The 21,719-nt window shown below is 69.5% G+C and carries 23 protein-coding genes; 11 read left to right on the top strand and 12 right to left on the bottom strand.

The features are described 5' to 3' along the window. Positions 1 to 152 precede the first annotated feature (152 nt). The 3 genes from J7E87_RS16395 to J7E87_RS16385 form a co-directional block, all read right to left on the bottom strand. On the bottom strand, positions 153 to 905 hold the full coding sequence (locus tag J7E87_RS16395) for a GntR family transcriptional regulator (RefSeq protein ID WP_215094545.1): 753 nt from the start codon (positions 903 to 905) through the stop codon (positions 153 to 155). Between the two features lie 209 nt (positions 906 to 1,114). Beyond that, a complete protein-coding gene (locus tag J7E87_RS16390) occupies positions 1,115 to 2,167 on the bottom strand; it encodes a DUF4190 domain-containing protein (protein ID WP_215094543.1) in 1,053 nt (350 codons plus the stop codon). A 130-nt stretch (positions 2,168 to 2,297) separates the two neighbouring features. Further along, positions 2,298 to 3,872, bottom strand: coding sequence for a S8 family peptidase (locus J7E87_RS16385; protein WP_215094541.1), 1,575 nt, complete (start codon positions 3,870 to 3,872; stop codon positions 2,298 to 2,300). Between the two features lie 192 nt (positions 3,873 to 4,064). On the opposite strand from J7E87_RS16385, the gene J7E87_RS16380 reads away from it, so the two are divergent. Next, positions 4,065 to 5,162, top strand: a complete 1,098-nt coding sequence (locus J7E87_RS16380) for a pyridoxal-phosphate dependent enzyme (protein ID WP_215094540.1) — start codon at positions 4,065 to 4,067, stop codon at positions 5,160 to 5,162. 2 nt (positions 5,163 to 5,164) lie between these two features. Here J7E87_RS16380 and J7E87_RS16375 read toward each other — a convergent pair whose 3' ends face one another. The 3 genes from J7E87_RS16375 to J7E87_RS16365 all read right to left on the bottom strand — a co-directional run bounded on the left by J7E87_RS16375 (position 5,165) and on the right by J7E87_RS16365 (position 7,277). Next, positions 5,165 to 5,650 carry a cupin domain-containing protein gene (locus J7E87_RS16375; RefSeq protein ID WP_215094538.1) on the bottom strand — a complete coding sequence of 162 codons (486 nt, stop codon included), beginning with the start codon at positions 5,648 to 5,650 and terminating at the stop codon, positions 5,165 to 5,167. Positions 5,651 to 5,846: 196 nt separating this feature from the next. Further along, positions 5,847 to 6,185, bottom strand: coding sequence for a hypothetical protein (locus tag J7E87_RS16370; protein WP_215094536.1), 339 nt, complete (start codon positions 6,183 to 6,185; stop codon positions 5,847 to 5,849). A 132-nt stretch (positions 6,186 to 6,317) separates the two neighbouring features. After that, entirely contained in the window at positions 6,318 to 7,277 is a 960-nt protein-coding gene (locus J7E87_RS16365) for a GlxA family transcriptional regulator (RefSeq protein WP_215094534.1), read from the bottom strand. Positions 7,278 to 7,403: 126 nt separating this feature from the next. On the opposite strand from J7E87_RS16365, the gene J7E87_RS16360 reads away from it, so the two are divergent. From J7E87_RS16360 to J7E87_RS16350, 3 genes are all read left to right on the top strand, one after another. Continuing rightward, on the top strand, positions 7,404 to 7,700 hold the full coding sequence (locus J7E87_RS16360) for a putative quinol monooxygenase (RefSeq protein WP_215094532.1): 297 nt from the start codon (positions 7,404 to 7,406) through the stop codon (positions 7,698 to 7,700). 343 nt (positions 7,701 to 8,043) lie between these two features. Continuing rightward, the gene (locus tag J7E87_RS16355) at positions 8,044 to 8,583 is read left to right on the top strand and encodes a PaaI family thioesterase (RefSeq protein ID WP_215094530.1); all 540 of its coding nucleotides are present in this window, start codon (positions 8,044 to 8,046) and stop codon (positions 8,581 to 8,583) included. An 18-nt stretch (positions 8,584 to 8,601) separates the two neighbouring features. Beyond that, positions 8,602 to 8,934, top strand: coding sequence for a DUF4326 domain-containing protein (locus tag J7E87_RS16350; protein WP_215094528.1), 333 nt, complete (start codon positions 8,602 to 8,604; stop codon positions 8,932 to 8,934). A 45-nt stretch (positions 8,935 to 8,979) separates the two neighbouring features. Here the strand turns inward: J7E87_RS16350 and ychF are convergent, their stop codons facing one another. Further along, positions 8,980 to 10,068, bottom strand: coding sequence for a redox-regulated ATPase YchF (gene ychF, locus J7E87_RS16345; RefSeq protein WP_215094527.1), 1,089 nt, complete (start codon positions 10,066 to 10,068; stop codon positions 8,980 to 8,982). A gap of 185 nt (positions 10,069 to 10,253) precedes the next feature. On the opposite strand from ychF, the gene J7E87_RS16340 reads away from it, so the two are divergent. Beyond that, positions 10,254 to 10,847: a DUF6542 domain-containing protein gene (locus tag J7E87_RS16340; protein ID WP_215094518.1), complete on the top strand. Its 594-nt coding sequence runs from the start codon at positions 10,254 to 10,256 to the stop codon at positions 10,845 to 10,847. Between the two features lie 100 nt (positions 10,848 to 10,947). On the opposite strand, the gene ppgK is transcribed toward J7E87_RS16340, so the two are convergent. Beyond that, a complete protein-coding gene (gene ppgK, locus J7E87_RS16335; RefSeq protein WP_215094516.1) occupies positions 10,948 to 11,688 on the bottom strand; it encodes a polyphosphate--glucose phosphotransferase in 741 nt (246 codons plus the stop codon). Between the two features lie 30 nt (positions 11,689 to 11,718). Then, a complete protein-coding gene (locus J7E87_RS16330; RefSeq protein ID WP_215094514.1) occupies positions 11,719 to 12,711 on the bottom strand; it encodes a 4-hydroxy-3-methylbut-2-enyl diphosphate reductase in 993 nt (330 codons plus the stop codon). 141 nt (positions 12,712 to 12,852) lie between these two features. Here J7E87_RS16330 and xseA point away from each other — a divergent pair, with 141 nt between their 5' ends. The 3 genes from xseA (at position 12,853) to J7E87_RS16315 (ending at position 15,034) form a co-directional block, all read left to right on the top strand. Further along, positions 12,853 to 14,067 carry an exodeoxyribonuclease VII large subunit gene (xseA, locus tag J7E87_RS16325; protein ID WP_215094512.1) on the top strand — a complete coding sequence of 405 codons (1,215 nt, stop codon included), beginning with the start codon at positions 12,853 to 12,855 and terminating at the stop codon, positions 14,065 to 14,067. A 10-nt stretch (positions 14,068 to 14,077) separates the two neighbouring features. After that, positions 14,078 to 14,320 (top strand): exodeoxyribonuclease VII small subunit, encoded by a 243-nt coding sequence (locus J7E87_RS16320; RefSeq protein WP_215094510.1) that lies wholly within the window; start codon positions 14,078 to 14,080, stop codon positions 14,318 to 14,320. Between the two features lie 123 nt (positions 14,321 to 14,443). Next, a complete protein-coding gene (locus J7E87_RS16315; RefSeq protein ID WP_215094508.1) occupies positions 14,444 to 15,034 on the top strand; it encodes a malonic semialdehyde reductase in 591 nt (196 codons plus the stop codon). Positions 15,035 to 15,096: 62 nt separating this feature from the next. On the opposite strand, the gene J7E87_RS16310 is transcribed toward J7E87_RS16315, so the two are convergent. Further along, positions 15,097 to 15,624: a DUF4245 domain-containing protein gene (locus tag J7E87_RS16310; protein WP_285427342.1), complete on the bottom strand. Its 528-nt coding sequence runs from the start codon at positions 15,622 to 15,624 to the stop codon at positions 15,097 to 15,099. Between the two features lie 115 nt (positions 15,625 to 15,739). Here J7E87_RS16310 and glpX point away from each other — a divergent pair, with 115 nt between their 5' ends. Then, positions 15,740 to 16,771: a class II fructose-bisphosphatase gene (gene glpX / locus J7E87_RS16305; RefSeq protein WP_215094506.1), complete on the top strand. Its 1,032-nt coding sequence runs from the start codon at positions 15,740 to 15,742 to the stop codon at positions 16,769 to 16,771. Positions 16,772 to 16,869: 98 nt separating this feature from the next. Here the strand turns inward: glpX and J7E87_RS16300 are convergent, their stop codons facing one another. Further along, entirely contained in the window at positions 16,870 to 17,223 is a 354-nt protein-coding gene (locus J7E87_RS16300; RefSeq protein ID WP_215094504.1) for a WhiB family transcriptional regulator, read from the bottom strand. Between the two features lie 151 nt (positions 17,224 to 17,374). Further along, on the bottom strand, positions 17,375 to 18,034 hold the full coding sequence (locus J7E87_RS16295; protein ID WP_215094502.1) for a DUF1707 domain-containing protein: 660 nt from the start codon (positions 18,032 to 18,034) through the stop codon (positions 17,375 to 17,377). Between the two features lie 208 nt (positions 18,035 to 18,242). Here J7E87_RS16295 and J7E87_RS16290 point away from each other — a divergent pair, with 208 nt between their 5' ends. Continuing rightward, positions 18,243 to 19,934 (top strand): fumarate hydratase, encoded by a 1,692-nt coding sequence (locus tag J7E87_RS16290; RefSeq protein WP_215094500.1) that lies wholly within the window; start codon positions 18,243 to 18,245, stop codon positions 19,932 to 19,934. Between the two features lie 338 nt (positions 19,935 to 20,272). Next, complete coding sequence (locus J7E87_RS16285) at positions 20,273 to 21,667, top strand: aspartate ammonia-lyase (protein WP_215094498.1); 1,395 nt, start codon at positions 20,273 to 20,275, stop codon at positions 21,665 to 21,667. Positions 21,668 to 21,719: the final 52 nt, after the last annotated feature.

Below are 21,719 nucleotides of genomic sequence, written 5' to 3'. Positions count from 1 at the left end.
GTCGGTCCGTGCGCGGGGCGGGGCGCGTACGGACGGGAAGGTAGGAGCCGGACATGACAGCGCGTCGCAGCGGGCGATTGCCCGGGCGTTACGGGACGCGAGCGGGCGTTAACTCGTGATCACGGGGGCCGGACGCGCTGTTCGCGTACCGGTCACTTCACCGGCAGGTGGTATGCGATCCGGAAGCGGTCCGCCGGGACGACGACGTCCGCCGTCTCGACCGGGCGCCCCGACGCGTAGTAGGTCCGCTCGACGACCATCACCACATGGCCCGGTACGCCGCCGAGTGCCAAGAGCTCCTCCGCAAGTCCTGGCCGGGCGCCGACCTCCTCCGCGACGTTGTCCACGACGACGTCGATGGCCGCCATCCGCTCGACGACGCCGCAGCCGCCCAGCGGGCCCTCCTCCGGCAGCATCACGGGGGTGCGCCCGGTGACTTCGATCGGCTCCCAGGAGGTGGAGAGCATCATCGGCTCGCCGGCGTCGCGGTACACATAGCGCGTACGCATCACCCGGTCGCCGAGCTGGATGCCGAGCCGGGCCGCGATCTCCGGGCTCGCGCCCTCCTGCTCGCTGCTCGACTCCCAGGTGCCCCGGGCCCCGTCCTCGGCCTGCTCCTGACGAAAGGGGTTGGCGCCGGCCGGCGGCCGGTAACCGGAGCGGGAGATGCGGCGCGGGACCGGCCGCTCGCGGACGTACGTACCAGAGCCGGAGCGGCCCTCGACCAAGCCCTCTGCCATCAGTACCTTGCGGGCTTCCAGGGCGACGGTGTCCGAGACTCCGTACTCCTCGCGGATGCGGGCCTGCGAGGGAAGTCGGGTGTGCGGCGGCAGCGAGCCATTGACGATCTGCTGCCGGAGATCGCTCGCAACGCGCAGATAGGCGGGCTGCTCACCGAATGTCACGGGCCACTCCCCAACAGGTTGACAGACAGCAACAGACTGGCAACCGTGGGTTGTTGGCCGCAAGCGTGGGCCAAAGTTTCACTCGAAGTGATGACTTGCGTTTACGCAGGCACTTACCGCAGGTACGGCCATCGATCCGAGCCAAAGATCCGCGGGTGCCGCGCGCCCACGCCTCGTACATCCGTGAACGAGGCCTCGGCGGCGGACTCCTACGGCGTGGACTCGTCGGCGGGCGGGGCGGTTTCCAGGCCGAGCGCGCGGCGGACCGCGATCTCGGTGCTCTGCGCGAGCGCGTCCTCACCCTCGTAGCCGTGGTCCCAGAAGGCGTCCTCGTCCTGCGCGAGGGCGGCCTTGTCCCAGTAGGCGCGTGCCCGGTCGTACTCCTTCGCCCGCGCCTTCGCCCCTTCCGCCGCGGCCGCCGGCCAGGGGTGCTCGCGCAGGTTCTTCGCCTGTACGGCGAGTGCGAGGGAGGTCTCGTGGGCCCAGGCCCGGTACCCCTCGGGGTCGTCGGTAAATCCCCCGGCCGGGTCTGCCTCATGGACGGCCGACTCCGCCTTGAGATAGGCGAGTTGGTGCGGGCCGAGCGTGGTCGCGTCGCGCCGTACCGAGCCGCGGATCTTTGCGCCATCCGTGGCGAAGGCACAGGTCACGGCATCGTCACCGAGCCGCCAGCTCCGCTTCGTCGGCAGGTAGTAGTACATCTCGGTCCCCTTCGGCAGCGCCCACGGGTCCAGTGCGTACGCGTCGTTGATCTCCTGGCACCGCCTGTCGGCGAGGTCGTCGAGGCGGCCCTCGCCCGGATAGGAGTCGTAGCCGCTGACCTTGAATCCGCCGGTGACCTCCGCCTCGTGCTCGCCCTCGCAGTCCACCACGCCGACGTCCGTGGTCTCCTGATCCTGGACGCCGCTGCCGGGGAGGTTGAAGCAGTCGCCCTTGCGCAGATCCAGCGCGCTGCGCGAACGGGACGCCTCGTCCATGCCCTTGCGGAACCCGTCCCAGGCCTCGCCGAACCCGCCGCCGGCAAGCGCGACGAGCACCAGCGCCGTACTGATCGAGGAGAGAACGACGCCCGCGATCGCCATGCCCTTCCCGCGCTCACCCCTCTTCTTGATCTGCGAGAGGGATATCAGCCCGAGAACGAGGCCGAGCGGCGGCACGCAGCAGACGATCCCGACGACGAGGGAGGCGATGGACAGGCCGTTCACGGACGGCCTGGGGGCGTACTGCGGATATGGCTGCCAGCCCTGGGTGGATGGGTCCACAGCTACGGCACTCCTCGTCGGGGACGGATCCTGATCACACGAACAGGCGCGCGGATCATACGCCGAAGGGGGCGGCCGCCGTAGCGACCGCCCCCTCCCTCTCACTCAGAACTCAGTACCGCAGCACAGCTCAGAACTGAAGCGCCCAGGAGTCGATCTTGCCGACGTCCTGCGCCGCGTTGTCGCTGACCCGCAGCTTCCACGTGCCGTTCGCGACCTCGGACGAGGCGTTGACCGTGTACGTGGTGTTGATGTTGTCCAAGCTGCCGCCGGCGCCGTACGCCTTCAGCGTGTACGCGGTGCCGTCCGGAGCGATCAACTGGACCTGGAGGTCACCGATGTACGTGTGCTGGATGGCGACGGGCACCTGCAGGGCGGCCGGAGCGTTCCCGGTGACTCCGCTGACGGTGATCGGAGACTCGGCGGTGGCGAAGTCGCTGATCGTGAAGTCCGCGGTGTTCTCGAACCTCGGACCGGGCGGCGGGGTGTCACCGCTGCCGACGAACAGCAGGCGGTTCGGCGAGCCGGTGCCCGGGTTGCCGACCGCGCCGCTCGTGGCGGCGGTGGTCAGGGCCGTGGCGACCTGGGCCGGAGTCGCGGTCTTGTTGGCCGCGAGGTAGAGGGCCGCGGCGCCCGCGACGTGCGGGGTCGCCATCGACGTGCCGGAGATCGTGTTCGTCGCCGAGTCGCTGGTGTTCCAGGACGAGGTGATCGACGAGCCCGGGGCGAAGATGTCCAGCGCGCTGCCGAAGTTGGAGAAGCTGGAGCGGGCGTCGGTGCTGGTCGTGGAGCCCACGGTGATGGCCTCCGCGACGCGCGCGGGCGAGTAGTTGGAGGCGTTGGCGCCGTCGTTGCCCGCCGCGACCGCGTAGGTGATGCCGGAGGCGATGGAGTTGCGCACCGCCGTGTCGAGGGCGGTGTCGATGCCGCCGCCCAGGCTCATGTTGGCGACGGCCGGCTTGACGGCGTTCTGCGTCACCCAGTCGATGCCGGCGACGACCTGCGCGGTCGTGCCCGAGCCCTGGTTGTTGAGCACGCGAACGCCGACGATCTTGGCCTTCTTGGCCACGCCGTAGGACGATCCGGCGACGGTGCCGGCCACATGCGTGCCGTGGCCGTTGCCGTCCTGCGCGGTGTTGTCGTTGTCGATGGCGTCATAGCCGTACGACGCCCGGCCGCCGAAGTTGGTGTGGGTGATCCGTACACCGGTGTCGATGATGTACGCGGTCACACCCTCGCCGGCGGTGTCCGGGTAGGTGTAACTCTGGTTCAGCGGGAGGGTCCTCTGGTCGATCCGGTCCAGGCCCCAGGACGGCGGGTTCGGCTGGGTGGCCGTCGCCTTGAAGACACGGTTCTGCACGACGGAAGCGACGTCCGGGTCCGCGGCGAACTTCTTCGCCTGCTTCTCGGAGAGCTCCACGGCGTAGCCGTTCAGCGCGGCTTCGTACGTCGTCTTGATCTTCGCACCGTACTCGGCCGCGAGCGCCTTGCCTGCCTTGGAGTCCGCTTCGGGCGCCGACTCGTCGAGGGTGACGATGTAGCTGCCCTTGATGACTCCGGGTGCTCCGGCGTTCTGGATAACGCCTTCAGGAGCCGTCTCGGCCGCGTTGGCCGTGAGGGCGGAAACCGCGCCGAGCGAGAGCGCGGTGGCGGCTATCGCGCTGGCCGCGGCAAGTCTTCGACGCGAATTACGCATCACTGACATGTGAGGGGTCCTCCTCATAGGTGGTGCGCTGCTGTGGGGGAAACCGGCAGGCCCATGACAATGTCCGACAGTTGAATCCGTCGTGCCCTCGTCCTGCCTGCCGAGCGAAAGATTGGCGGATCCACAGGAATCACACAAGAGTCCGGAGAGTGGTGTAACACATGCGCCACGCAACTGCCATGCTGACGACCCATGAGCTCGTACTACTGCCTGGACTGCGCCACCCGCACCCCCGTCGAGTCGGCATCCTGGTGCTGTCCTGACTGCCGCGGCCCCTGGGATCTGGAGTTCGCCGCCGCTCCCGTCGACCTCAAGTCCCTGTCCGGCAGGGTCAATTCAATGTGGCGTTACGAAGAGGCGCTTCCGCTCCGCGCACCCGCCGTCTCGCTCGGCGAGGGCCGCACCCCGCTCGTACCGCTCACCGAAACTGTCTCCGTCAAGCTCGACTTCCTGATGCCGACGCTCTCCTTCAAGGACCGCGGCGCGGTGCTGCTCGCGGAGCTGGCCCGGCGGCTCGCGCCGCGGCGGGTGATCGCCGACAGCAGTGGCAACGCGGGCACGGCGATCGCCGCGTACTGCGCACGCGCGGGTCTCGACTGCACGGTGTACGTCCCCGAGGCGACCTCCGCCAAGAAGGTGGAACAGATCCGGGCGCACGGCGCGCACCTGGAACTCGTCCCCGGCGACCGCGAGGCCACCGCTGAGGCGGCCCGCGCTGCCGCCGCCGTCCCCGGCACCTTCTATGCGAGCCATGTCTACAACCCGTACTTCCTGCACGGCACGAAAACGTACGTCTACGAACTGTGGGAGGACCTGGGCGGCACGCTCCCCGAGGCGATCGTCGTCCCCGTCGGCAACGGAACCCTGCTCCTCGGCGCCGCCATCGGCATCGGCGAGCTCCACGCCCACGGCCTGATCGCGGAGCGTCCCGCGCTGATCGCGGTCCAGGCCGAAACTGTCTCGCCGCTCGCGGCGGCTTTCCACGCCGGCGCCGAGGATTTGCTCGACGACAACGCGCCGCCGCGGCCGACGCTCGCCGAAGGGATCGCGATCCCGCGTCCTGCGCGCGCACGGCAGATCCTGCGGGCCGTACGCGAATCCGGCGGCACCTTCCTTACGGTGACGGAAGATCAGATCCGGGCCGCTCAGATGGATCTGGCGGCCCGTGGACTGTTCGTCGAGTCCACAGGCGTCGCGTGCTGGGCGGCGGCGGGCGGCTGGACCGACCGCGCGGCCGTGGTCCCGCTCTGCGGGGCGGGCCTGAAGACAGGTGTGGCGCCCGGGCCGTAGCCTCACTCGGTCCAGTAGGTGTCGTGCTTGATGAAGAACTCCGCCTGTTCCTCGGGCGACCACTCGGTGGCGACCTCCGCGACTTTCTCGAAGTACTCCTCGCGCGGCGCTCCCGGCGTGAAGAGCAGCAGCATCGACGCCGGGTCGTCCGAGTCATTGCGGAAGGCGTGCAGCCCGCCCTGCGGCACATACAGGAAGTCGCCCGCCGTCCCGTCGATCCAGCTCTCGCCGTTGTAGAGCCGCACCGTTCCCTCGATGATGAAGAAGGACTCCGAGATCGACTTGTGGAAGTGCGTCCTTGGGCCGCCGGCCTTCGGGGCCATGTCCATCCGGTAGAGCCCGAACTCCCCGCGCGTGGACGCATCGGTGGCCAGATAGTGCGTACGGCTCCCGGTCCCCGACCGCAGATCGGCGGGCGTGTCCGCCGGCCGGAACTCCGCGGTGATCTCGCCCCTGCCCTCGACGTACTTCGGGTCCGGGTACGACATGTCCCACTCCTCTGCATTCGCCGTCAGGCTTCACCACGCGCGTCCCGCGCCACCAGGCCGGGCCTGATCAATACGGGCCTGATCAATACCGGCCTGAGCCTCTCGGGCAAGCCTCCCGGAGAGGGCTCTCCTCTCACCACATCTCGCCCGGCGCCCTGCGCGGCAGCCGTCCCCAACCCTCCGCCTCCCGGGGCCTTCACCACCCGTACCGCTTGGTGAACGGCTCGGTCCGTACCTCCAGCCACTCCATGCTCCCCCACCCCACCCCGGCCAGCAGGAGCACAACCACGACCGCGGCCACCCAGTCCGGCGCCCGCAGCGCCCCGCCCACCAGCGCCCAGGCCGCGAGCGCCAGGGCGGGGATCCCGAACACCATCAGCGGCCCCTCGACAAAGAGCAGGCTCCAGTCCCGCTCCCCTTCGAAACCGCCGCGCAGCCCGGGCCCGGCGCCCGACTGCCAGACGAAGAGCCCGGTGCAGAACCCGGCCACCACAGCCAGACATACGGCCCACCCACGCGCACGTTCAATGCCCATTCCCATACCCGCCCCGGACGAACAGGCGGCTGGGCCGGTTCCGGAACATGCGGGGTCGGTTGCGGATCCAAACGTTCGTCGGCTGCGGATCCAAACGGTCTGGGAAAGCGCGACCGGGGCCGGCTCGGGTTGTCAGCGGCCTCGCAGTGCGCCCGTCGTATTGCCGGTGCGCTCGCGCAGCAGGACCCGCAGAGTGTTCGCGTGCTCGTAGCCGACCTTGCGGGCGATGGAGTCCAGCGAGAGGTCGGTGGTCCGCAGCAGGTGAGAGGCCTGCTCGACCCGCAGGTCCTGGACGAATCGCACCGGGGACGTGCCGAGCACGCGGCGTACGGTCCGCTGAAGGGTGCGTTCGCTGACGCCCAGCGAGCGCGCGGCTTCGACGACGCTGATCGGCTCATCCAGATGCAGCCGGGCCCAGCGTTCGAAGGCGGCCACGACCGGATCGCTCTGCGCCAGCGCGCTCGGAATGGTGTACGAGGACTGCGAAGGGCGCTCGTCGACGACCAGGTAGCGGGCGACGAGGTCGGCCACGGCCGGACTGCTCATACGGACGATGGCGAGCGCCAGATCGACGTGTCCGAAGGCCGCTCCGGCCGTCGTCACACCGTCCGATGTGGTGACCATCCTGGTCTCGTCGATGGTGACGGCCGGGTAGCGCTGACGGAAGACGGGCGCCAGCCACCAGCTCGTCGTCGCCTTCCGTCCGTCGAGCACACCCGACTCGGCGAGCAGGAAGGTTCCCGTACAGGCCGAGGCCACGGGTATGCCCTGCTCACGGGTGTCGGCCACCAGCGTCCGTACCGACGCCGACGCGGGACCGGAGACATGGCCGAGCAACGCGTCGGGCCGCCGCTCGGCGAGCGCCGGCACCAGCAGCAGGTCGGCTCGCCGGGCCTCGGTGGCCGGCTGGGTGGTAACGACGTGTCCCGCGCCGGTGCGGACGCGGCGGCGGAAACCGACGGTGGTGACCTGCCAGGCGGGCGGCGCCTGCGGAATCTCACCGCGCATGGCGTTCGCCGCGTCCAGCACGTCGAGGATCGCCGAGAGTCCGGAGTCGAACACTCCGTCGTAGACCAGCACCGCCACGTCCATGTCGGAAACCATATTCGACGCGTCGTTTCCGACACTGGGAAGGTGCTGATCACCACTCTAGGTTTGCTGATGTCCCCAACGACGGGGACGGGGGAACACGAACGCCGACCTACGGAGTGACTGACCATGAACATCGGTCTGCTGGCCCGCATCGAGGCCAAGCCCGAGTACGCCGACAGGGTGGAGGCCATGCTGCGCGACGCACTGCAGCTGGCCCGCGAGGAGGAGCACACGGTCACCTGGTTCGCGTTCCGCGAGAGCGCCACCACCTTCGGCGTCTTCGACACGTTCGAGGACGAGGAGGGGCGGTCCGCTCATCTGCAGGGCCGGATCGCCGCGGCGCTGATGGAGGCGGCGGAGACGATGTTGAGCTCGGCGCCGGACATCCGCCCCGTGGATCTCCTGGCGGCCAAGCTTCCCTGACCGCTCGGGGACGGGTCCCGCGGGCCGCGAGTTGCGGCCCGCGGAACGGGGAACGAGCACGGCCCGCGAAGAAGGGGAGCGAGGCGCAGCCCGCCGGGCCGGGTGCGAGGCGCAGCCCGCCGGGTCCGGGGAGCGACGCAGTCCGCCGGGCCGGAAGCGAGGTGCAGCCCACGAAACACGGCGGGCGAGACGCGGCCCGCGAAAACCCGGGGTCCAGAAAACCCGGGGTCCAGTTTCGTCGCCCGCGAAGACCCCGGCAGCGACGTGCGGCCCGCCGGCCCCCGGGGGCGAGAGTGCCCCTCGCAACCACACATCAGCAGGAACCACCCATGGAGACGACTCAATGACGCTGCCCACGAGCCCGCCCGCCGCAGGCGACACCACATCGACCCGCTCGCGCACCCACACCTGGGAGTTGCCGACGAGCTACGCCGACGCCGGCAGCCGATCCGGTCTGGAACTGCTCCGTCTCGGCCTGGAAGGCCATTTCCCGCAGGCGCCGATCTGCGGCACGCTCGGCTTCCGGCTCGTGGAGGCCGACAAGGGCCGGGCGGTCTTCGAGGGCGAGCCCGGGGAACACCTGCTCAACCCGATGGGCACCGTCCACGGCGGCTTCCTGGCCACGCTGCTCGACTCCGCGCTCGGCAGCGCGGTGATGACGACCCTCCCGCCGGGCCACGCATACGCCACGATCCAGCTGGGGGTGAACCTGGTCCGCCCCGTATACGCCGACACTCAGTCGCTGCGCAGCGAAGGCACCGTCATACACGCGGGCCGTACGACCGCGACCGCCGAGGCGCGCGTGGTCGGCGCGATCGACGGCAAGCTGTACGCGCACGCCACGACGACCTGCGCGGTCTTCACGTTGCCGGGCGCGGCCTGAGGCCGGAGGATCCAGTACATGGACAGGACGACAGTCGTCAACCTCAAGGGCCATCGCGACGATCCCGAGTACGCGGACGTCGTCTACGTGGGCCGCGCCATGCACCGCGGCGGCTGGCACCTCGACGCCTCTCCCCTGGCCAGCCCATTTCGCCCGGGCCGCGACGGCACCCGCGAAGAGGTCATCGAAAAGTACCGCGCGTACCTACTGGCCCGCCCCGACCTCCTCGCCCAGCTCCCGTCCCTGCGCGGCCGCCGGCTCGGCTGCTGGTGCGTCCCGGAACTCTGCCACGCGCAGGTACTCGCGGAACTGGCGGACGCGGCCGAGCCGCGCACAGCAAAGGCCCGCTGACCTCTCGGTGCTTTCCAGGGGGCAGCGGGCCTTCCAGGGGACGGATCAGACGTTGAACCTGAACTCGACCACGTCGCCGTCCTGCATAACGTAGTCCTTGCCCTCCATGCGCGCCTTGCCCTTCGCGCGGGCCTCCGCGACCGAGCCCGTCTCCACCAGCTCGGCGAAGGAGATGACCTCGGCCTTGATGAAGCCCTTCTGGAAGTCGGTGTGGATCACACCGGCCGCCTCGGGGGCCGTCGCGCCCTTCTTGATGGTCCAGGCGCGGGTTTCCTTCGGGCCCGCCGTCAGGTAGGTCTGCAGGCCGAGCGTGTCGAAGCCGACGCGGCCCAGCGTCGCCAGGCCCGGCTCCTCCTGGCCCATCGACTGCAGGAGCTCCAGCGCCTCGTCGTCGTCGAGCTCGATCAGCTCGGACTCGATCTTCGCGTTCAGGAAGATCGCCTCGGCCGGGGCGACCAGGGCGCGCTGCTCGTTCTTGAAGTCCTCGTCGACCAGTTCGTCCTCGTCCACGTTGAAGACGTAGAGGAAGGGCTTGGTGGTGAGCAGGTGCAGCTCGTGCAGGAGACGGCCCTTCTCCGTACCGGCGGTGATGCCCGCGGCGAAGAGCGTCGTGCCGGCCTCGAGGATCTTCTGCGCCTCCTCGACCGCCGCCAGGACCGCGACCTTGGCCTTCTGGAGGCGGGACTCCTTCGTCAGGCGCGGGACCGCCTTCTCGATGGACTGCAGGTCGGCGAGGATCAGCTCGGTGTTGATCGTCTCGATGTCGTCCTTCGGCGAGACCTTGCCGTCGACATGGACGACGTTCTCGTCCTTGAAGGCGCGAATGACCTGGCAGATCGCGTCGGACTCACGGATGTTCGCCAGGAACTTGTTGCCCAGGCCCTCGCCCTCGCTCGCGCCGCGCACGATGCCCGCGATGTCGACGAAGTCGACCGTCGCCGGGAGGATCCGCTGCGAGCCGAAGATCTCGGCGAGCGTGGCGAGGCGGGTGTCGGGGACGCCGACCACGCCGACGTTCGGCTCGATGGTGGCGAACGGGTAGTTGGCCGCCAGCACGTCGTTCTTGGTCAGGGCGTTGAACAGGGTCGACTTGCCGACATTCGGCAGGCCGACGATTCCGATCGTGAGCGACACGTTGGCGACTTCCTGGAGTGAGGTCTGGCTGATGGCCGTACGGCCCGGAGGTGGGCCGATCCCCCAGTTTACGGGCGGGCCGAGCCGGGCATCGACGGCAGCCGTGAGTCGAACTCAACGCCAAGGTCAGCCAAAGGGCGTGTCCCATGCCGGATTCCTCCCCACCCGCGACCTACTTTGTTCGGGTGGAGCAGCCCAGGACAAGTCAATCTCAGCGCCGGCAGCGGCCGCAGCCCCCTCTCTCCCCCCAGGTCCCCCTTTCCCCGCAGAGCGCGCTCGTCGAAGGCACGCTGGCGGAAGGCACCCCGGTGTACCGGGTCGCGGCCCGGCCCGCCCGCGCCGTGCCGCCGGTGGTGCTCGCGCTGCGCAGACTCCCCAACCCCCGGCTGACCGGCCTCGGCGGCGGACTGTTCGGAGCCGCGACCATGTTCGCGCTCGGCTGCCTGGACTGGCTGCTGTTCGACGGCTCCCCGGTGGTGTACGGGCTGCTGTTCCTGCCTGTGAGCGCACTGACGGCGCTGTGGGTGCGGGGGGCGGATCTGGTCACCGCGCCGATCAGCGTCCCGATCGCGTTCGCGGTCGGGATCGTGCCGATCTCCGGCGGCACGGGTGGCTTCGGCGGCCAGACGATGGCGGTGATCACCGCACTCGCGGTGCACGCCGGCTGGCTGTACGGCGGCACGCTGATCGCGGGGCTCATCACCTGCGTCCGAAAGATCCGCATGATGACGCGCCGCCAACGCCGCGCCCGCCCAGGCCCCCCGGCGCGCCGCGGCTGAGGGCGTGCTTCTCCAGTCCCGCGACGCCGTCCCCCGTACGTAGCTGCCCCCCCCCACACACGTACCGCGCGCTCAGCGCCCCACGCCCGCCGCCGCCCTCCTACTTCCCCGCCGCCGCCATCGCGGCGCCCACAATTCCCGCGTTGTTCCGGAGCTCCGCCGGGATGATCTCCGCCCTGATCCCCTCGATCAGCGGCACGAACCTGTCCGCCTTGCGGCTCACCCCGCCGCCGATGATGAAGAGCTCCGGCGAGAACAGCATCTCCACGTGCGCCAGATACTTCTGCACCCGGTGCGCCCACTGCTCCCAGCTCATGTCATGGTCATCCTTGACCTTCGTCGACGCACGCTTCTCCGCCTCGTGGCCATGCAGCTCGAGGTGGCCGAGCTCGGTGTTCGGCACCAGGCGGCCGTCGCTGAAGACCGCGCTGCCGATGCCCGTGCCGAACGTCAGCAGTATCACCGTGCCCTCACGGCCGCGGCCCGCGCCGAACGTCATCTCCGCGACACCCGCCGCGTCCGCGTCGTTCAGGACCGTCACCGGCAGGCCCCCGAGGCGGTCACCCAGCAGTTTCGCTGCGTCCATGCCCACCCAGCGCTTGTCCACATTCGCCGCCGTGCGCGTAACGCCGCCCGTGACGACGCCGGGAAAGGTGATGCCGACCGGGCCCGACCAGTCGAAATTGCCGACCACCTCGGCCACCCCGTCCGCCACCGCTTCGGGCGTCGCAGGGTGCGGGGTCAGGACTTTGTAGCGCTCATGCGTCAGTTGGCCGGGCTCAAGGTCCACAGGTGCGCCCTTGATGCCGGATCCGCCGATGTCCACTCCGAACACGTTCATGGACACAACGTTACGGGCAGCCCCTGACAGTTACTTCCCCGACAGGTCCGCGGCCTCCGCGCGCAGGTCGCGCCGGAGCTCCTTGGGCAGCGAGAAGGTGATCGACTCCTCCGCCGCCTTCACGATCTCGACGTCCTCGAAGCCGCGCTGTGAAAGCCACTCCAGTACGCCCTCGACCAGCACCTCGGGCACGGACGCGCCCGATGTGACGCCGACCGTCGAAACGCCGTCGAGCCACGCCTCGTCGATCTCGTCGGCGGAGTCCACCAGATGGGCGTCGCCCGCTCCCGCGCCCAGCGCCACCTCGACCAGCCGCACCGAGTTCGAGGAGTTCTTGGAGCCGACCACGATGACCAGGTCCGCGTCCGCGCCCATCTGCTTCACCGCGATCTGGCGGTTCTGCGTGGCGTAGCAGATGTCGTCGCTCGGCGGCGAGATCAGCTGCGGGAACTTCTCCTTCAGCTTGTCCACCGTCTCCATCGTCTCGTCGACCGACAGCGTGGTCTGCGAGAGCCAGACGACCTTCGACTCGTCCCGTACGGACACATTCGCGACGTCCTCGGGGCCGTCCACGAGCGTGATGTGGTCGGGGGCCTCGCCGGACGTGCCGATGACTTCCTCGTGGCCGTCGTGGCCGATCAGCAGGATGTCGTAGTCCTCGTCCGCGAACCGGACGGCTTCCTTGTGGACCTTGGTGACCAGCGGGCACGTCGCGTCGATCGTCGCCAGCTTGCGCTGCGCCGCCTCCTCGTGGACGACCGGCGCCACGCCGTGGGCGGAGAACATGACGATCGACCCCTCGGGAACCTCCGCCGTCTCGTCGACGAAGATCGCGCCCTTCTTCTCCAGGGTCTGCACCACGTACTTGTTGTGGACGATCTCGTGGCGCACATAGATCGGCGACCCGTACTGCTCCAGGGCCTTCTCCACGGCGATAACGGCACGGTCCACGCCCGCGCAGTAGCCACGGGGAGCGGCGAGCAGGACGCGTCGGGCAGGAGTCGTAGCAGTCATGCCCCCCATCGTAAGGCCGCCCGGACGGGGCGAGAGATCGCCCTCCGGGGTGCGGACGGACGGCGACTCACGACGGGCGGAGGGCAGGCACCGTCCCGGCCGCCGCCTGCGCGGGCCGCGTTGTCGCACCCGGCCGATACGCTCGCCGGTATGGCTCTCAATACGTCCGCGGAAGCCCCGCTGCCGGTCGGCGAGGTGTCACGGCTCATCGGAGGGTGGATCGACCGGCTCGGCGCCGTCTGGGTGGAGGGGCAGATCACCCAGCTCTCGCGGCGGCCGGGCGCCGGGGTGGTCTTCATGACCCTGCGCGATCCCTCGTACGACATCTCCGTGAGCGTCACCTGCTTCCGGCAGGTCTTCGACGCGGTCGCGGACATCGTGGCGGAGGGCGCGCGCGTGGTGGTGTACGCCAAGCCGGAGTGGTACGCACCGCGGGGGCAGCTGTCGCTGCGGGCCGTGGAGATAAGGCCGGTGGGGATCGGCGAGCTGCTGGCGCGCCTGGAGCAGCTGAAGCGGACCCTGGGCGCTGAGGGACTGTTCGCCGTCGAGCGCAAGAAGTCGCTGCCGTTCCTGCCGCACCGGGTCGGGCTGGTGTGCGGGCGGGCATCGGCGGCCGAGCGCGACGTACTGGAGAACGCCCGGCGGCGGTGGCCGGCCGTCCGCTTCGAGGTGCGCAATGTGGCCGTGCAGGGGGTTCACGCGGTGACCCAGGTCGTCCAGGCGGTCAAGGAGTTGGACGAGCTCACGGATGTGGACGTGATCATCGTGGCGCGCGGCGGCGGCAGCGTGGAGGATCTGCTGCCGTTCTCGGACGAGCAGCTGGTCCGCGCGGTGTCCGAGTGCCGTACACCCGTGGTGTCGGCGATCGGGCACGAGCCGGACTCGCCGCTGCTCGACCTGGTGGCCGATCTGCGGGCGTCGACGCCGACGGACGCGGCGAAGAAGGTCGTGCCGGACGTCGGAGAGGAGCTGGACCGGGTGCGGCAGTTGCGCGACCGTGCGCTGCGCAGTGTCCAGGGGCTGCTCGACCGCGAGGAGCGGGGCCTTGCCCATGCGCTGGCCCGCCCGTCGATGGAGCATCCGCACCGGATGGTGGACGAGCGGGAGGCGGAGGTGGACGCACTGGTGGCCCGAAGCCGGCGGGTGCTCGGCCATCACCTCGACCGCGCGGACTCGGAGCTGGCGCACACCCGGGCCCGGGTGGTCTCGCTGTCGCCGGCGGCGACCCTGGAGCGGGGGTACGCGGTGCTGCAGCGGGCGGACGGGGCGGTCGTCCGCTCGCCGGAGGAGGTCGCGGCGGGCGACGAACTGCGCGCGCGGGTCTCTGAGGGCGAGCTGAACGTCGTTGTCGGACCTCACACATAGGGTGGATCGCATGGCTGCCAACACGGACGAGGCCGCGCTCGGCTACGAACAGGCGCGGGACGAGCTGATCGAGGTCGTACGCCGCCTGGAGGCGGGGGGCACGACGCTCGAGGAGTCGCTGGCCCTGTGGGAGCGCGGTGAGGAGCTGGCGAAGGTCTGCCGCCGCTGGCTGGAGGGCGCCCGCGCCCGGCTGGACGCGGCGCTGTCCGAGGGCGATCGGGAGACCGGGACTGCCGGGACTGCCGAGGACTGAGCAGGTCAGAGGGCTCTTCCGCTGTGAGGCGGGTCACTCCGGGCATGTAGTTGAAATTTAATCTACAGGGGTGCGGTTAGACGCGTCGTAAGGATTCACCCATGCCCGGAAGGTATGTCAGCAATGACCCTCGCCCTTGACCCCACCGCCCAGGACCTCCTCTTCCGCGAGGCCCGCACCGCCAACACGTTCACCGACGAGCCGGTGACCGATGAGCAGGTCCAGGCGATCTACGACCTCGTCAAGTACGGACCCACCGCCTTCAACCAGAGCCCCCTGCGCGTCGTCCTCGTCCGCTCCGCCGAGGCCCGCGAGCGCCTGGTCGGCCACATGGCGGAGGGCAACCAGGCGAAGACCGCGTCCGCGCCGCTGGTCGCGATCCTTGCCGCCGACAACGAGTTCCACGAGGAGCTTCCCGCCCTGTTCCCGCACTTCCCGCAGGCCAAGGACATGTTCTTCGCCGAGCGGCCGGCCCGCGAGCAGGCCGCCGGCCTCAACGCCGCGCTGCAGGCCGCGTACTTCATCGTCGGTATCCGCGCCGCCGGTCTGGCCGCGGGCCCGATGTCCGGCTTCGACTTCGCGGGCGTCCAGAAGGAGTTCCTGGACGACGACCACACGCCGCTGATGGTTGTCAACATCGGCAAGCCGGGCGAGGACGCCGCGTTCCCGCGTTCCCCGCGCCTGGCGTACGACGAGGTCATCACGACCGTCTGAGCCGTCACGCCATCACACGAAGGCCGCCGCACCCCTCCGGGTGCGGCGGCCTTCGCCATGCGTCATGACGTACGCAGTGCGGCCGCCATCTCCGCGAGCCGCTGCGCCGACGCCGTACCCGTGACGACCGTCGTCACGCCCTTGTCCTGGTGCACCAGGGCGTCGTACTTCGGCCCCTCCCAGCGCTCCCAGGCAGCGCCCGCGACCTGCTGCGTGCGGTCCGTCTTCGCCGCCTGCTGGCTGACCTGCGGGATGTACTTGCGGGACGGGGCCGTGGACTGCTCGACGGCGACGTACTCGCCGTCCGGATCCAGGAAGCCGAGGTGCCAGGCGTGACCGTCCGTTCCCTTGTACGAGACGGACGTCGGCTTCCACCCCTTCGCGAGACCCTCCGGCGCCGCCACCGGGTACGGCGCCGCCCGCCGTGCCGTCACCAACTCCACCCGGTAGTCGACCGCCTTGATCGGGTCGGCCTTGTCGTCGTGCGGAATGAACACATAGATCACTGCGACGACGGCCCCAATGACCGCCATCGACAGCAACATGTCGCGCACCGTCTGTCTGCCTCGCATACCTGCCACGCCCCCCATATTCGCATTAAGGTGGCGTGCTCAAACGTGGCCCCCTCTGCTCATTTTGTCGGCGTGCGGATAGAGTCGGATCACCCTCTTTTCCGGCCGTCGCCGTACAGAAAGGTGCGCTCCGATGACCGAGCACAATTTGCCGTCCCAGCTGGAGGTCTCCCCCGAGGCCCCCGACCGCAACCTGGCCCTGGAGCTCGTCCGGGTCACCGAGGCCGCCGCCATGGCCGCGGGCCGGTGGGTCGGCCGCGGCGACAAGATCGGCGCGGACGGTGCGGCCGTCAAGGCCATGCGGACCCTCGTCTCCACCGTCTCGATGAACGGCATCGTCGTCATCGGCGAGGGCGAGAAGGACGAAGCCCCGATGCTGTTCAACGGCGAGCGGATCGGGGACGGCACCGGCCCCGAGGTCGACATCGCCGTGGACCCGATCGACGGCACCACGCTCAACGCCAAGGGCATGCCGAACGCCATCGCCGTGCTCGCCGCCGCCGACCGCGGCACCATGTTCGACCCGTCCGCGGTCTTCTACATGGACAAACTGGTCACCGGCCCCGAGGCGGCCGACTTCGTCGACATCAACGCCCCCGTCTCGGTCAACATCCGCCGGGTCGCCAAGGCCAAGAACTCCTCGCCCGAGGACGTCACCGTGGTCATCCTGGACCGCCCCCGCCACGAGGGCATCGTCAAGGAGATCCGCGAGACCGGCGCGCGCATCAAGTTCATCACGGACGGCGATGTCGCGGGCTCGGTCATGGCCGTGCGCGAAGGCACCGGCGTCGACATGCTGATGGGCATCGGAGGTACGCCGGAGGGCATCATCTCCGCCTGCGCCATAAAGTGTCTCGGCGGCACGATCCAGGGCAAGCTCTGGCCCAAGGACGACGCCGAGCGGCAGCGCGCGCTCGACGCCGGGCACGACCTGGACCGGGTGCTCCACACGAACGACCTGGTAAGTGGCGACAACGTATTCTTCGTCGCCACCGGCATCACGGACGGCGAGCTGCTGCGCGGTGTCCACTACCGCGCCGAGACCGCCACCACCTCGTCGCTGGTGATGCGCTCCAAGTCCGGCACAATCCGCAAGATCGACTCGGTCCATCGCCTGTCGAAGCTGCGCGCTTACAGCGCCGTCGACTTCGACCGCGCGAAGTAGGAACCGGCCGTAGGCACGGGAAGGGGCGCCCCCATGTGCGGTGGGGCGCCCCTTCCCGTGTGATACGTGTATCTGCGCGGCCGACGCCTCGTCGAGCGTCAGGCCGCCGACGCCGACTTCTTGAGCTCGACCTCGCGCCGCCTGCGCCGGGCGAGCACCACGCGGCGCTCGGCCGCGGTGAGACCGCCCCACACGCCGTACGGCTCGGGCTGGAGCAGGGCATGCTCCCGGCACTCGACCATCACCGGGCAGCGGGCGCAGACCCGCTTGGCGGCCTCCTCGCGCGAAAGCCGCGCGGCCGTTGGCTCCTTGGACGGGGCGAAGAACAGTCCGGCTTCGTCCCGGCGGCACACCGCCTCCGCGTGCCAGGGTCCGGCCTGATCTTCCCGAGCGGGAATTCGCTGGGGCGGAACGGCGGCGACCTGCAAGGACTGATGAGGCAGTTGCAGCACGGTCTACTCCTGACGACGGCTTCGCGAGCGAGAGACGATGCAGCAGTCCCTACCCGCTGTGCGCACTCCTATTCACTGAGTGGCACTCAGTTCCGACGTACGGAATTGCGCACCGGCGCTCGCGGCCGGAAAACGCTCCGGAGTAGAGCCGTCAGCCGAAGTGTTCGCGCAGGCGGTCATGGAGGTCGGAGATGCGGCGGCCGCGCTTGGGCTTGGCCTCGACATTGCCGAAAAGCGAGTAGCCGTTCACGACGACGACCGGGGCCTCGGGGTCCTCGGCCTCCAGCGTGAGGACCTCGAAGTTGCCGAAGAAGCCGGTGCCGCTGCCGCGCAGCGAGATGTTCTCCGGGACCCGGACCTCGACATTGCCGAAGATGGAGGTCGCGTTGATCACGGTCAGCCGCTGCCCGAAGAGCGCCTCGGTGAGGTCGATCTCGATGTTGCCGAACAGCGAGAAGGCGTTGGTGCGGCGGCCGACGCGCCAGCGGCCCTTGCGGGTGGAGCTGGAGAAGACGGCGATCAGGTTGTCGGCGGGTCCGGCGGGCTCTTCGGGCCCGTACGCGTACGAGGTGGCGTCCGGGCGCCTGCGGGTCGCCGGCAGGTCCTGGACGATCGGTTCGAGCTCGCCGACGGTCTTGGCGCGGTAGACGGCCTCGATCCGCTCGGAGTGCTCCTCGGCGTCCAGCCGGCCCTCGGCCAGGGCGTCCCTGAGGATGTCCGCGATCCGGTCGCGGTCGGCATCGGAGGCACGGATGGCAACGCCGGGTTCCGCGTGGGCGACCGGCTTCTGGGGGTGCTTGTCGAGGTCCACGTAGCCAGCGTAGCGAAACGCGATAGATCGCGACTAGTGGCCCACGCCGCTTGAGTCCCCAATCTCCCGCGGACTACGTCCCGGGGGAGCCCCCAAGGGCTGATTCGGGTGAGCCCTACCTCACAAGCTCGGCTCCCGCACGGCGTTCTACGCTGGGGTGCGCGTTGCCAATGGAGGCACGCCGTCTGCCGAGTGAGGAATGGCCGTAATGTCCCCTGTCTCCCGCCCGCCCAGCCCTGCGTATGCGTACTCCGAGCTGCTCCCGCTGGGAGAGGACACAACGCCGTACCGGCTGGTGACCGCCGAGGGAGTCTCCACCTTCGAAGCCGACGGGCGTACGTTCCTCAAGGTCGAGCCGGAGGCCCTGCGCAAGCTCTCCGCCGAGGCCATGCATGACATCTCGCACTACCTGCGGCCCGCCCACCTCGCGCAGCTGCGCCGGATCGTCGACGACCCCGAGGCCTCCTCCAACGACAAGTTCGTCGCGCTCGACCTGCTCAAGAACGCGAACATCGCCGCCGCCGGTGTTCTGCCCATGTGCCAGGACACCGGCACCGCGATCGTGATGGGCAAGCGCGGCCAGAACGTGCTGACGGCGGGCGGCGACGAGGAAGCCCTCTCGCACGGCATCTACGACGCGTACACCAAACTCAACCTGCGCTACTCGCAGATGGCTCCGCTCACCATGTGGGAGGAGAAGAACACCGGCTCCAACCTCCCCGCCCAGATCGAGCTGTACGCCACCGACGGCGGCGCGTACAAGTTCCTGTTCATGGCCAAGGGCGGCGGCTCGGCCAACAAGTCGTTCCTCTACCAGGAGACCAAGGCGGTCCTCAACGAGACCTCCATGATGAAGTTCCTGGAGGAGAAGATCCGCTCGCTCGGTACGGCGGCGTGCCCGCCGTACCACCTCGCCATCGTCGTCGGCGGCACGTCCGCCGAGTTCGCGCTGAAGACCGCGAAGTACGCCTCTGCGCACTACCTCGACGAGCTGCCCGCCGAGGGCTCCCCGACCGGCCACGGCTTCCGTGACAAGGAGCTGGAGGAGAAAGTCTTCGAGCTCACCCAGAAGATCGGCATCGGCGCGCAGTTCGGCGGCAAGTACTTCTGCCACGACGTCCGCGTGGTCCGGCTGCCGCGGCACGGCGCCTCGCTGCCCGTCGCGATCGCCGTGTCCTGCTCGGCCGACCGCCAGGCGACCGCGAAGATCACCGCGGAGGGCGTGTTCCTGGAGCAGCTGGAGACCGACCCGGCACGGTTCCTGCCGGAGACGACCGACGAGCACCTCGACGAGGCGGGCAACGTCGTGAAGATCGACCTGAACCGGCCGATGGACGACGTACTCGCGGAGCTCACCAAGTACCCGGTGAAGACCCGGCTGTCCCTCACCGGCCCACTCGTCGTCGCCCGCGACATCGCGCACGCCAAGATCAAGGAGCGGCTCGACGCGGGCGAGGAAATGCCGCAGTACCTGAAGGACCACCCGGTCTACTACGCGGGCCCGGCCAAGACGCCACAGGGCTACGCGTCCGGCTCGTTCGGTCCGACCACGGCCGGCCGGATGGACTCGTACGTCGAGCAGTTCCAGGCGGCGGGCGGCTCCAAGGTCATGCTGGCCAAGGGCAACCGGAGCAAGCAGGTGACCGACGCGTGCGGCTCGCACGGCGGCTTCTACCTGGGCTCGATCGGCGGTCCGGCGGCGCGGCTCGCGCAGGAGTGCATCAAGAAGGTCGAGGTCGTCGAGTACGAGGAGCTCGGGATGGAGGCGGTGTGGAGGATCGAGGTCGAGGACTTCCCCGCGTTCATCGTCGTTGACGACAAGGGCAACGACTTCTTCACGGAGCCGGCACCGGCGCCGACGTTCACGTCGATCCCGGTGCGGGGTCCTGGGCCGGCGTAACACCTGCGGCGAGCCTGTTCCCCCACCCGCCCCTTCCCGGCTGTGACATTTGCGGCTCCGCCGCATGGGGGCGCCCCAGACCTCCCCCTGCGCCCTGGCGGGCGTGGGGCGGGGGGTCCGGGGGCTGAGCCCCCGATTCGTTCAGGCGAAGCGCTGGTTCGCCGCGCCCGCGCGCCCCCGAAACCGCACCGCGTCCCACTCTCCCGCGTACGGCTCGGGCTTCCCACCCGACGCCACCACTGTTTGTGGTTGTCGCCGGTATTTACTGGCGGCCAGCGCGCACTTGGGAACAGATGGAACAAGACGAGTGCTCACCTTTTCTGGGAGGTACGAGGACGATGACCGACACGAGCGAGTACCGGATCGAGCACGACTCCATGGGTGAGGTGCGGGTGCCCGCACACGCCAAGTGGCGGGCCCAGACGCAGCGGGCCGTGGAGAACTTCCCGGTCTCGGGACAGCGTCTCGAGCGCTCCCACATCGAGGCCCTGGCCCGGATCAAGGCGGCCGCTGCGCAGGTCAACGCCGAACTGGGCGTGCTCGACAAGGACATCGCCGGCGCCATCGCCGACGCCGCCGCGGAGGTGGCGGAGGGCCGCTGGGACGAGCACTTCCCGGTGGACGTGTTCCAGACGGGCTCCGGCACCTCGTCGAACATGAACACCAATGAGGTCATCGCGACGCTGGCCACCGAGCGCCTCGGCCGCGAGGTGCACCCCAACGACCATGTGAACGCCTCCCAGTCGTCCAACGACGTCTTCCCCTCCTCCATCCACATCGCGGCGACGGCGGCCGTGACTGGCGATCTGATCCCGGCGCTGGAGCATCTGGCGGCCTCGCTGGAACGCAAGTCCGCCGAGTTCGCGGACGTGGTCAAGTCCGGTCGTACACATCTGATGGACGCGACTCCCGTCACGCTGGGCCAGGAGTTCGGCGGCTATGCCACGCAGATCCGGTACGGCGTGGAGCGGCTGACGGCCTCGCTGCCCCGGCTCGCCGAACTCCCCCTGGGCGGAACGGCGGTGGGCACCGGCATCAACACCCCGCCCGGCTTCTCGGCCGCGGTCATCGCCGAGGTGGCGCGCGCGACCGGGCTGCCGCTGACCGAGGCCCGCAACCACTTCGAGGCGCAGGGCGCGCGCGACGGCGTGGTGGAGACGAGCGGTCAGCTCCGCACCATCGCGGTCTCGCTCACCAAGATCTCCAACGATCTGCGCTGGATGGCGTCGGGCCCGCGTACCGGTCTGGCCGAGATCAACCTCCCCGACCTCCAGCCCGGCTCCTCGATCATGCCGGGCAAGGTCAACCCGGTGATCCCTGAGGCCGTGCTGATGGTCGCGGCGCAGGTGACCGGCAACGACGCCACTGTCGCGGCCGCGGGCGCCGCCGGGAACTTCGAGCTGAACGTCATGCTCCCGGTCATCGCCAGGAACCTGCTGGAGTCGGTCAGGCTCCTCGCCAACGTCTCGCGGCTGCTGGCGGACCGCACCGTCGACGGCATCACGGCGAACGCGGAGCGGGCCAGGAAGTACGCCGAGTCCTCACCGTCCGTCGTCACGCCGCTGAACAAGTACATCGGCTACGAGGAAGCGGCGAAGGTCGCCAAGAAGTCACTGGCCGAACGCAAGACGATCCGCGAGGTCGTCCTCGAGTCCGGGTACGTGGAGCGTGGCGCGCTGACCCTGGAACAGCTCGACGAGGCGCTAGACGTGCTGCGTATGACGCATCCGTGACGCGACGTGCCGTGATCTGCGTCGCAGCAGCTCCCCGGCCGTACTCCTAAGA

Source organism: Streptomyces sp. ISL-1 (assembly GCF_018614585.1).
GTDB lineage: Bacteria > Actinomycetota > Actinomycetes > Streptomycetales > Streptomycetaceae > Streptomyces > Streptomyces maoxianensis.
The sequence above is the reverse complement of the archived record's forward strand: the minus strand, read 5'-3'. Positions and strand labels throughout refer to the sequence as shown.